General features: G+C 46.7%; 6 protein-coding genes. 4 read left to right on the top strand and 2 right to left on the bottom strand.

Annotation, left to right across the window (positions count from 1 at the left end; all coding sequences use genetic code 11):
* Nucleotides 1–27: 27 nt before the first annotated feature.
* The gene (locus ACI1P2_RS16245; RefSeq protein WP_355320895.1) at nt 28–582 is read right to left on the bottom strand and encodes a DUF2249 domain-containing protein; all 555 of its coding nucleotides are present in this window, start codon (nt 580–582) and stop codon (nt 28–30) included.
* A 54-nt stretch (nt 583–636) separates the two neighbouring features.
* Nucleotides 637–870: a DUF2249 domain-containing protein gene (locus ACI1P2_RS16250; RefSeq protein ID WP_355320896.1), complete on the bottom strand. Its 234-nt coding sequence runs from the start codon at nt 868–870 to the stop codon at nt 637–639.
* 161 nt (nt 871–1,031) lie between these two features.
* On the opposite strand from ACI1P2_RS16250, the gene ACI1P2_RS16255 reads away from it, so the two are divergent.
* The 4 genes from ACI1P2_RS16255 to ACI1P2_RS16270 all read left to right on the top strand — a co-directional run bounded on the left by ACI1P2_RS16255 (nt 1,032) and on the right by ACI1P2_RS16270 (nt 10,690).
* Nucleotides 1,032–1,352 carry an iron-sulfur cluster biosynthesis family protein gene (locus ACI1P2_RS16255; RefSeq protein ID WP_355320897.1) on the top strand — a complete coding sequence of 107 codons (321 nt, stop codon included), beginning with the start codon at nt 1,032–1,034 and terminating at the stop codon, nt 1,350–1,352.
* Between the two features lie 386 nt (nt 1,353–1,738).
* On the top strand, nt 1,739–3,217 hold the full coding sequence (locus ACI1P2_RS16260; protein WP_355320898.1) for an argininosuccinate lyase: 1,479 nt from the start codon (nt 1,739–1,741) through the stop codon (nt 3,215–3,217).
* A 33-nt stretch (nt 3,218–3,250) separates the two neighbouring features.
* Nucleotides 3,251–4,129, top strand: a complete 879-nt coding sequence (locus ACI1P2_RS16265; protein ID WP_355320899.1) for a GHMP family kinase ATP-binding protein — start codon at nt 3,251–3,253, stop codon at nt 4,127–4,129.
* A gap of 48 nt (nt 4,130–4,177) precedes the next feature.
* Nucleotides 4,178–10,690, top strand: coding sequence for an amino acid adenylation domain-containing protein (locus ACI1P2_RS16270; RefSeq protein WP_355320900.1), 6,513 nt, complete (start codon nt 4,178–4,180; stop codon nt 10,688–10,690).
* Nucleotide 10,691 lies beyond the last annotated feature (1 nt).

The following is a 10,691-nucleotide window of genomic DNA, read 5'->3' on the forward strand; positions in this document are numbered from 1 at the left end:
GAACAGCAATCCGTCCATGATACGGTTTTACCGTTTCGAAATTTTCACTTTTGCCGTGCCATCTGCCTGTTCTTCCACCGTATAGGAGTAACCCAGGTTCGTGAGTTCCTCCATCAGGAATACGGGTACACGGTCATTATGAATCCAGATCTCATCCCCCGGGTGGCTTCGTTCCAATGCGGACAGCGTCCGAACCATGGGTTTTGGAGGCTCCAGTCCCCGGTTATCCAGCTGAATGATTTGCGGATCTGAGTTTTCAGTCCTTGTCCCGTGATCAGCATCAATTTCCTCTTCAGCAGGTGAAGCCGTGGTATGAACTTCTTCATGAAGCCACTGCCTGTTCTCTTTCCGGACAAGGGTGACCACCCAATGGTCCTGTGCTTTTCTCTCTGTTTTACTTACAAAACCCTTCATCTTAAGAAGCGTGATCAATGGAGAGGGTTTGATTGTAGCGTGGAGAATAAACATGTCGTCTTTATCCAGTTTTTTGACCGCGTCCATAATGATGTGAAACGGGTCGTTTTTATTGCGCAAATACGCTCTTACATCCAGCTCTACAATGTTGAATTGTTCCTGTTTCATGGATTTATCCCTCCCTCCCAGCCTGGGGGCTTTAACGAAACTTCTCACAGGCTTTTAAATTTTGCCGATTTTGACCTGAAAAACGTCAGGCCCCTCTTCGACGTACTCCCATGTGAATTCATTGGGGTGCATCGCTTCAAATTGATAGCGGAGAGGGAGCGGATCGTGGTCGTTCACCAGCAGCATCGCTTTGGACGACGGCAGAGCAGAAAATGTATCAAAGATAACCTTGTGCTTGAATTTAGGGGGATACTCCGTAGCGTTAATCATTGCGGCATATTGATTCATAATTGATTCCTCCTGATTGTTTGTAATTCCATTCACAACCTGATTATAAAATTGCTAGGGATTCAACCCTGTGATTAGACTCACTAAATGCAAAGCTAATGTCAGACGCAAAAAGGAAATCTGTTATAATACTCAGTAACTGAACCTAGGAGTGGAATTGCATGCATATCGAAATGAATGACATAACGAGAGATAAACTAAAGGACAGCCTCGGAAACCGTCCGGGATGCTTTAAACTTTTTATTGATACAGAGGACTGCGGGTGTAATGGTGTTATTGTTGTACTCATCGTTGATGGGCCTAATAAAACGGATATCCCTTTTCAGACCGAGCCGTTTACGTTTCTCGTAGACCCCCAGCAGAAGCCGCAGTTTGAAGAAAAGATGCGTTTACAAGCGGACGAGAATTATCCGTCATATAAACTGTCGAGCGATTCTACGTTCTACAGCAGCAATGTGCGGTTAAGGGATATGCGCGCATAATTCATTGAAATTTGGAGGGGGGGCAATAACAACAAAATTCATGTGATTCGACAACATTATTTGCGAGACTTCGACATTATGATTCTGGTATTTTGTTTCTATACCATAAACTTTGTATTTATGTAAATGATTTCAAAAGGAATCATGTATAGGTCAAAGATATGATTTTTTCAACAGATTCCACTTCTCTTCCAATGTAATCTCCACAACACAGTTGAACTATCCTCTCTTTCAGCAGTTTTTCTTCTATGTGAAACAAAAATCAATCATGACATGCATAATCGTAACGAAATCTTCTTTAGAAAAACCATATCTTCGTATAACAAGCGTATTTTATACCTATTTCTATTCTACTAACTATTTTTACTACGAACTGGAGGAGAGTAATGAACCCAATCAATGCGCTTAATAGAAGTATCCTGACCGGCCGGCTGTTGGATCAGCCCAGTTCTTTCATCCATGACGAGATCCTGGACCCCCAATTCAGGTATGAGGTTAATCATTTATTGCCCTATTACATACTGATAGAGAAAGTAATAACCATAGAGTACGAGCGAATGGGATTACTGGGATCTGAAGCCCGGCAGGATATTATGTTTCTGCTAGACCAGATTGACGCTGAGACATTAGCAGGCAGCCCCCAGGGCAACATGACGGATATTTTGTTTGCTATTGAGCGTTATGTGGAACAGAATGCAAGCTGCCCGATTACAGCGTGGCATCTCGATAGAAGTCGAAATGATGTACAGGCAACAGCCCAGCTGATGATGGCAAGAGACAAACTGTTGGAGATTGTTGAATCGTTGTTCGAACTTTCCGATGAGACTCATAAATTGGCGCAAGAACATATAGATGTTCGAATGCCAGGTTATACGCATTATCAATCAGCGCAAATCATTAGTGTAGGCTTCTTTTTTACAGCTCTCATTGAACAGTTAGGCAAAATCATCGATCGTTTAATAACTCAATGGGTGAGCATTGATGAATGTCCATTAGGTTCAGGTGCCATGTCTGGCCTGGAATTACAGTGGGATCGAAAACGAATGGCCCGTATGCTTGGCTTTGAAAGACCTTGTCGACATGCATTGATGGGCGTCGCTAATAAGGAATATATGCTGCTTATTGGTGCTGAACTATCGACTGCCAGTGTAACGTTAACTCGGTTTGTAACGGATTTTATGAACTGGGGAAGCAGCGAATACAGATTCATTGATCTGCCGGATCATTTGTGCGGGATATCTTCAGCCATGCCTCAAAAGAAAAATTTAACTATTTTAGAACGAATTAGAGGAAAGTTGACCCATATTTCAGCGTATTATGTTGATTTTGTAATGGGACAACAAAGGACCCCTTACACCAATTTAGTCGAGACAGCGAAAGAAGGGGGGAGCAACTTTTTATCGATGCTCACGACAATGCATTTGGCGATCAAGCTGTTAACTCATGTGATATCGAATATGCAATTTAATAGAGACCGAATGGACAAAATTTGCAATCAGGAGTTTTTCGGAGGATTTTCTTTAGCTAACTATCTGACTCAGCAGTTTGAAATTCCTTATCGGACCTCGCAAATTGTAGCCGGAAAATATATTACTAGCATGATTGAGCAAGAAAGACTACCCACGGACGTTGACCAGTGTTTACTTCAAGAACTGTGTCTCGAGTTTGGATTTCCGGCAGAGATCACAGAGGATGTATTGGTACGCCTGTTTTCTGTTGATTCTGGCTTATCCATGAAGCAATCTCTGGGTTCTACCCATCCTGATCAAGTGGCTGCTCTGCTTTCCATGCAGGAACGTGAACGACAAATACAAAGGGAGGACTTGCGCAAGAAAAAAGAGCAATGCCAAACATATTTACTTTAGTGAATCTAGGGGGATGGCCAGATGAGCTCGCATTTGGAAGAAAAAAATGTAGCCAAGCATATCGGAATCGGTAAGTCATTCGGAACCTTTGGTGAATTACTTCAGGGTGTGGGAACAGATAACCAGAACTTTCTGATTACCCTCCCTATCAGCCGTTATTCACAAGTAACGTTCGAGTCACAGCCGGACTTTCCTGATTTGATTGTGTCTCCTAGCTATAAATTGAAATCCAAACAAATAGCACTCCGGCTTCTTGGACTTTATAACCTTCCCATCGGTGGAGTGATTGAGATCTGCAGCAATATTCCGGTCGGAAAGGGATTGGCTAGCTCTTCGGCTGATATTGTGGCAACGGCTCGCGCCATTGATCATTGCTTTACTTTGAATATGTCAACAGAACTGATTGAACGGTTAATTCTGGAAATTGAGCCGACTGACGGTGTGATGTATGAGGGGATTGTTTCTTATTACCATCGTGATGTTAGGCTTCGCGAACGTTTGGGCCCCGTGCCAGACCTGTCGATTGTAAGCCTTGACGAAGGAGGTGAAGTGGATACCACCGAGTTCAACAAAATTTCCAAGCCTTTTGGCGCTGCAGAAAAAACGGAATATGATGAGCTTCTTGCAAGCATCTCCTCCGCGATAAAGAAAAATAACCTCAAGATCGTGGGCGAGATTTCTACACGCAGCGCGTTAATGAATCAGGGACTGCTGGAAAAGAAGCAGATGCATCAGGTGCTTGATATTTGCAATACGGTCAATGGTCTGGGCATTGTGATTACACATAGCGGTACCTGTATCGGAATTTTGCTGGACAAGTCCGATACGAACTACTGCCGGCAATTACATAAAGCTTACCATTTGATGAGGGAACTGAACGGCGAGGTTACGATTTTTCATACAAATGCGTAGCATTTTTAGGCATTACCTAATCAGAAACTATGGGAGGAGAATCAGAGTATGGAAACGGGTACACGCAAGTCCGCACTTTCTGCCGCCAAACAGGAGTTGTTTTATAAACTGCTGCACCAAAAAGGTGAAAGTCATGCCGTGCAGACAGCCATCCGTCCCGTATCGCGAACAGGGGATACGCCGGTGTCCTCGGCTCAAAAAAGACTTTGGTTTTTGGACCAGTTATATCCGCAAAACTCCTTTTACAATATCCCGTTCTTGTTTCGTCTCCAAGGGAAACTTAACACGGCCGCATTGTTAAGCAGCCTCCAGCACATTGTTGGCAGGCACGAATCCCTCAGAACCACATTTTCCGTCAACGATGGAGAGCCTGTGCAAATTATCCATGACCAAGCCGAATGCAAGTTTGAAGTGGTGGACTTAAAGGAGATCTCCGAAAAGGACAGAGAAGCTGCTGCAATGGACTTGTTTCAGCAGGAAGCGCAAACGCCGTTTGATTTATCCAAAGGCCCGCTGATGCGTTCCATCTTGATTTGCATGCAGCCGGAGGACCATTTTTTTATTCTCAATATCCATCACATTGTTTTTGACGGCTGGTCGACGGGGGTGTTGTGCCATGAGCTGGAGGTTCTGTACCGTGCCCACATCAACGGAGAAACTTCACCTTTACCGGCATTGACTATCCAATATGCAGATTATACTTACTGGCAGAATGAATACTTGAAAGGAAGCGAAATTAAACGGCAGCTTGCCTATTGGGGGGACAAACTGAGCGGAGAATTGCCTGTTCTTCAGCTGCCCTATGATTTTCCGAATCCCACCCACCAAACGTTTAAAGGAAAATATGCGCCGTTTGAAATTCCATCCGAGTTGACTGCTGCATTAAAGCAGATTAGCCGGGACCACGGGGCAACTCCATTCATGGCATTTTTAACGATTTATAAAATTCTCCTTTTTAGATATACAAGGCAAGCGGACCTAATAGTTGGAACGCCTATTGCTAATCGAAATCTGGAGGAATTGGAGAATCTGGTAGGTTTTTTTGTGAATACCCTGGTGATTCGCACATCCGTGTCAGGGGAAATGTCCTTTGTTGACCTTCTACGCCAGGTTCATCAGGAAACCCTGAATGCTTATGCTAATCAGGATGTGCCGTTTGATAGGGTTGTCGAGGCGGTGCAGCCTGAAAGAAATTTAAGTGGAACCCCGTTATTTCAGGTGTTGTTTAATTTGATCGATGATGTGAGTTTGAAGCTGGACGGATTGCAGGTTAAGTCACTTGAGGTTGATAATAAAACGTCAAAGTTTGAGATGGAGCTGACCCTGGTCGAAACCGCTGAAGGCATGTCAGGTGGGGTAGAGTACAGTACGGAACGGTTCAAGGAACGCACGATCACCCGGCTCATCGAACACTATATCCTTCTGATCAAGGATATCATCGAGAAGCCAAACCTGCCGATTTCACAGCTGCAGTTCATGTCTGATGAGGAACGCAGACAGCTCTTGTACGAATGGAACGAGACCGCGGTCCCTTATCCGAATGATATCTGTCTGCATGATTTTTTTGTACAGCAGGCTCAACTTATGCCCGATGAAATCGCCGTCTCTTTCCATGATGAATGCCTAACGTACCGGGAGCTGGATCATCTTTCTAACGGGCTGGCATGGAAGCTGCGGACGTATGGAGTAGGGCCGGATGTTTGCGTAGGCATCTGCTTGAACCGGTCTACGGAAATGATTGTTGCGGTACTGGGCGTGCTGAAGGCGGGAGGAGCTTATGTACCTCTTGATCCGTACTATCCGCAGGACCGTCTGATCTATATTTTAGAGGATACACAAGTTCCAGTAGTGATCACCCAATCCTCCTTAACCTCACTGCTTGGTAAAGTGAACACTAACCTGTTCCTGCTGGATAATATTGAAGAACTGGAGGCTTCCCCAGAGGCTCCAGAGACCGGGGTAGGTCCGGATCATATCCTTTACATTCTTTATACTTCTGGTTCAACAGGTAAGCCGAAAGGCATCATCATGAATCATCGTCCAGTTGTGAATTTGATCGCATGGCAAAATAAAAATTTGAAGTCGAGGCATCAGGCGAATGTACTTCAGTTCTCTACCCTCAATTTTGACATGTCCTGCCATGAGATATTTTCGGCATTCAGTAACGGGGGGAATGTGATTGTTGTAGATGAAAAGACTCGTAAAAACCCGGAGAGGCTGCTTGAGTTGATTGCAGGCCATCAGATTAAGCGTCTTCATTTACCTTACATCAGTCTTCAGCAATTGGCCGAAGCCGCTGAACAAATGGAAGAGATTAAATATGCGGTTACGGATATTACGGTCTCGGGCGAGCAATTACGGGTGACACCGCAAATTAGAAACTGGCTGAAAAAGCTGGGGAATTGTACGGTGCAAAATCACTATGGGCCAACAGAAACCCATGTTGTTACCGCCTATTTGATTGAGGATATCGATACGGTCCCATCGCTGCCTCCAATCGGCAAGCCGATTGATAACTGTGAGATCTATATCCTGGACAACCATCTTCAGCCTGTGCCCGTCGGCGTATACGGTGAACTGTACATTGGGGGAATCTGCCTCGCCAGGGGATATTTGAACCGGGAGGACATAACATCGGACAAATTCATTCCACATCCCTTCTCCAAGGAAGCGAATCAGCGCATATACAAATCGGGAGACTTGGCCCGCTTCCTGCCGAGTGGAGATGTTGAATTTTTAGGCAGAATCGATGAGCAGGTCAAAATTCGCGGCTTCCGTGTGGAGCCGGGTGAGGTCGAAGCGGTCATTAGCGCTTATCCGGGAATCCGCGAGACGGTGGTGGTTGGATGGAAGGACAATCATGCGCCGCAGGAGCTGGCTGCTTATATTGTTGCGGAGCAGACCATCGTGGAATATGAATTGAGGGACCATATGAAAAAGAAGCTGCCTGACTACATGATTCCTTCCATTTTCATGCAGATTGAGAAAATGCCTCTTACGCCAAGCGGAAAGGTAAGCCGGTCATCACTGCCGCAACCTAAACGCAATCTGGCTGCTAAGGAGAAAATCGCACCCATAACAGAGACCGAAAAGAGTATCGCCACGATTTGGGCTGACATTTTAGGCTGCGAGAGAGTTGGACTTAATGACCACTTTTTTGAGCTTGGTGGACACTCTTTATTGGCCATCAAGGTGATCTCGCGGATTAGAAACGCTTTTCAGGCGGATTTACCTCTGTATACGATTTTTGAGTTTCCACAGTTAAGCGACTTCGTCATGCAGTTGGAAACATACCTTGCACAGCATGAAAGCCTTGTAAATGAGAGTATCGTTCCTGTCAAGCGCGAGCCCTATATGCCGCTTTCCTTTGCCCAGGAGAGAATATGGTTTTTTGAACAGCTTCGGCAGGGGACATCGATGTATAACATCTCCAAGGCTTTAAGAATCAGAGGGGCGCTTGACACCGCTGCTCTGAAACAGAGCTACCAGCAGTTGATTAGACGCCACGAAACCTTGCGCACCAACTTTGTGGATGTGAACGGATTGCCGATGCAAGTCATTCATCCTCCCCGGATATGTCCAATACATCAGGTGGACCTGATGAGGTATGTAGATTCGGAGCGTCAAGAATCGGAACTCAAGGCACGGATTGCCAAGGAGGAACAGCGGCCGTTTGATCTCGCCCAGGATCCGTTAATCAGGACCTTCTTATACCGTTTGAATGATGAAGAATGGGTTCTGCTGCTGGTGGTGCATCATATCATATTCGATGGCTGGTCCATGTCTGTACTCGAGCAGGAGTTGTGGGAAATTTATGAGAGCTGCAAGCATGACCCAGCTTATCAACGAGAAGCTTTCCCCCTGCAATATGTTGATTATGCGGTGTGGCAGCGCGGCATGCTTCAAGGTACTCTATGGGACAGGCAATTGAGCTACTGGAAGAGCCAGTTGTATGGCAAACTCCCAATATTGCAGCTGCCAACCGATCGGCCGCGCGCTATAGAGCAGTCGTATAAAGGAGCAAGCATCCGCTTTGCCATGGATGAGCGGCTTGCTGCCCAGGCAAGGTTATTCAGCCAGCAAGAAAACGTATCTTTATATATGACGCTGCTTACTGCATTTAAAGTGCTGCTTTATCGGTATACCGCGGAGCAGGACCTGCTGGTTGGGTCCCCCATGACAAACCGCAACCGAATGGAATGGGAGAAACAGATCGGATTTTTCATCAACACCCTGGTGATCCGGACGAACGTGTCTCCGAAGCTTACGTGGAGGGAAGTGCTGTCCAGGGTGAAGAAGGTGGCCATGGAGGCCTTTGCGCACCAGGATATTCCCTTTGAGAAATTGGTGCAGGAACTGCACCCTGAAAGATCACAAGGTTTTTCCCCCGTCTTTCAGGTGATGTTTTCCGTGCAAAACGCGCAGCATGATGCCTATCCAACCTCAGATCTGCATTTCAGCCATTATGAGCTGGAGAATATCAATTCACTGTTTGATCTGAGTATGTTCGTGGAGGAAGAAAGGGAAAAAATCAACGTAACGATTGAATATGCCGCGGACTTGTTTGAGGAGGCGACGATAGAGCGATTTGCCGGGCATTATTTGCAATTGCTTGCGGGCATGTTACGACAGCCAGACGAATGCATTTCCCATGCCCCTTTACTGACGGAGGAGGAGCGGCTGCTGCTCGAAGATTGGAACCACACGAATGCGACCTATTCGGAGAACAGCAGCATGTACGAGTTATTTGAAAAAAACGTACATCGACGTTCGCAGGCTGTGGCCATTGAAGACGGTGTCCGGCAGGTCACTTATCAGGAGCTTCATGCGCTGGCCGAGGAAATTGCGTCTATGCTTCGTGCCAGACAGGCGGGAGCAGGCATGGTCATTGGCATTTATCTGGAGCGCTCGTTGGAGCTGGTTGCGTCTATGCTGGGGGTTTTGAAAACAGGTGCCTGCTTTGTCCCGCTCGATCCTGAATATCCGGCTGACCGGATCATGTGGATGGTTGAGGATAGCCGTATGCCTGTCATCCTGACTCACTCCCAGCTTACGAGCCGGTTGCCGGTTGAAACTAAGCGGTTAATACAGGTTGATCAGCTCGCTCCAGGAGAAGGAACAGACTGTATATTGGATCACTCTGCCGTATCCGCTGATCAGCCCGCGTACGTGATCTATACTTCCGGTTCCACAGGCAAGCCCAAAGGGGTTATGATTTCGCAGCGCTCACTGGTGGATCATGTCCAGTCGGTCATGGTGGATAACAAGCTGAATGAAGAGGATCGGATTGTACAATTTTCAGCGATCAGCTTCGACTTTTCTATCCATGAAATATTTCCGGCTCTGCTGGCGGGAGCGACATTGGTGATGCGTCCGAAGTCGGTGCTGGATACACATGAATTTATACGCTGGTTAAGTGTCAAGCGTATTAGTGTGCTGTACCTGCCGACGGCATATTGGCATCTCATGATCAGTGAATGGGAAGACACTGATGCCTTTCCTCCTTCCTTAAAGCTGCTGTCTGTCGGGGGAGAGAAAGCCTCATCGGTCATGTACAAGAAATGGAGGCAAATCACGCAAGGGCGCATTCGTTGGAGCAACGCCTACGGACCGACAGAAACAACGGTAGCGGCGACTGCTTTTTACGATGATCTTGACCCGCTCCATGGGGAACACACCGATATCCCTATCGGAAGGCCTTTGCCGAACACGCAAATTTATATTTTGGACGATCTATTGCAGCCTGTCCCGATTGGGGTTGCAGGAGAATTGTATATAGGTGGAACTCGCCTGGCCCTAGGCTATCTACAACAGCCTGAGTTAACGTCGAAGGCGTTTATTCCGCATCCGTTCCGTCAAGGGGAACGTTTATATCGGACAGGAGATTATGTGCGTTATCGGCCCGACGGTCAGGTCGAATATATCGGAAGAAAGGATTCACAGGTAAAAATCAGGGGCTATCGTGTGGAGCTGGGAGAGATTGAAGCCTGCCTGGAGCAGCTCTCTGAAGTTGAACAGGCACTGGTAATGGTCAGAGAGGATCTGGCTGCTTCGGAGAAGCAACTTGTTGCTTATGTGAAATGCGCAGACGGGGAGAACGCACTGGACCGAATTCGCCGGGAAGTAAAGCAGCATCTGCCGGCATATATGCATCCTTCCTTATTTATCGCACTGAAGTCTTTCCCAGTGACAGCGGGGGGGAAGGTAGACCGGGAGCTTCTACCCAAGCCGGATGTTTACCCGGCAGCAGGTCCTGCTCAGGAGATGCCCTCCAATGAGACGGAGGTTAGATTGCATCGGATTTGGCGCCAAATCCTGCAGCGTGAAGCTGTCGGCACGACGGAGAGCTTTTTTGACATTGGTGGCCATTCTCTGCTCGCTACCCAGGTCATCTCACTGATCCGAAAGGAATTTGCCAAAAATGTGCCGATGAAGACGATATTCGATGCGCCGACGATTGTCGAGCTGGCTCAAACCATAGATGTTATAAATTCGGATGAGCCGGACAGCAAGATATCCATTCCGAAGGTATCCAGACAAGCCAGAGGTATAAAATCTTAAA

This window comes from Paenibacillus jiangxiensis (assembly GCF_046098255.1).
Classification (GTDB): domain Bacteria; phylum Bacillota; class Bacilli; order Paenibacillales; family Paenibacillaceae; genus Paenibacillus; species Paenibacillus jiagnxiensis.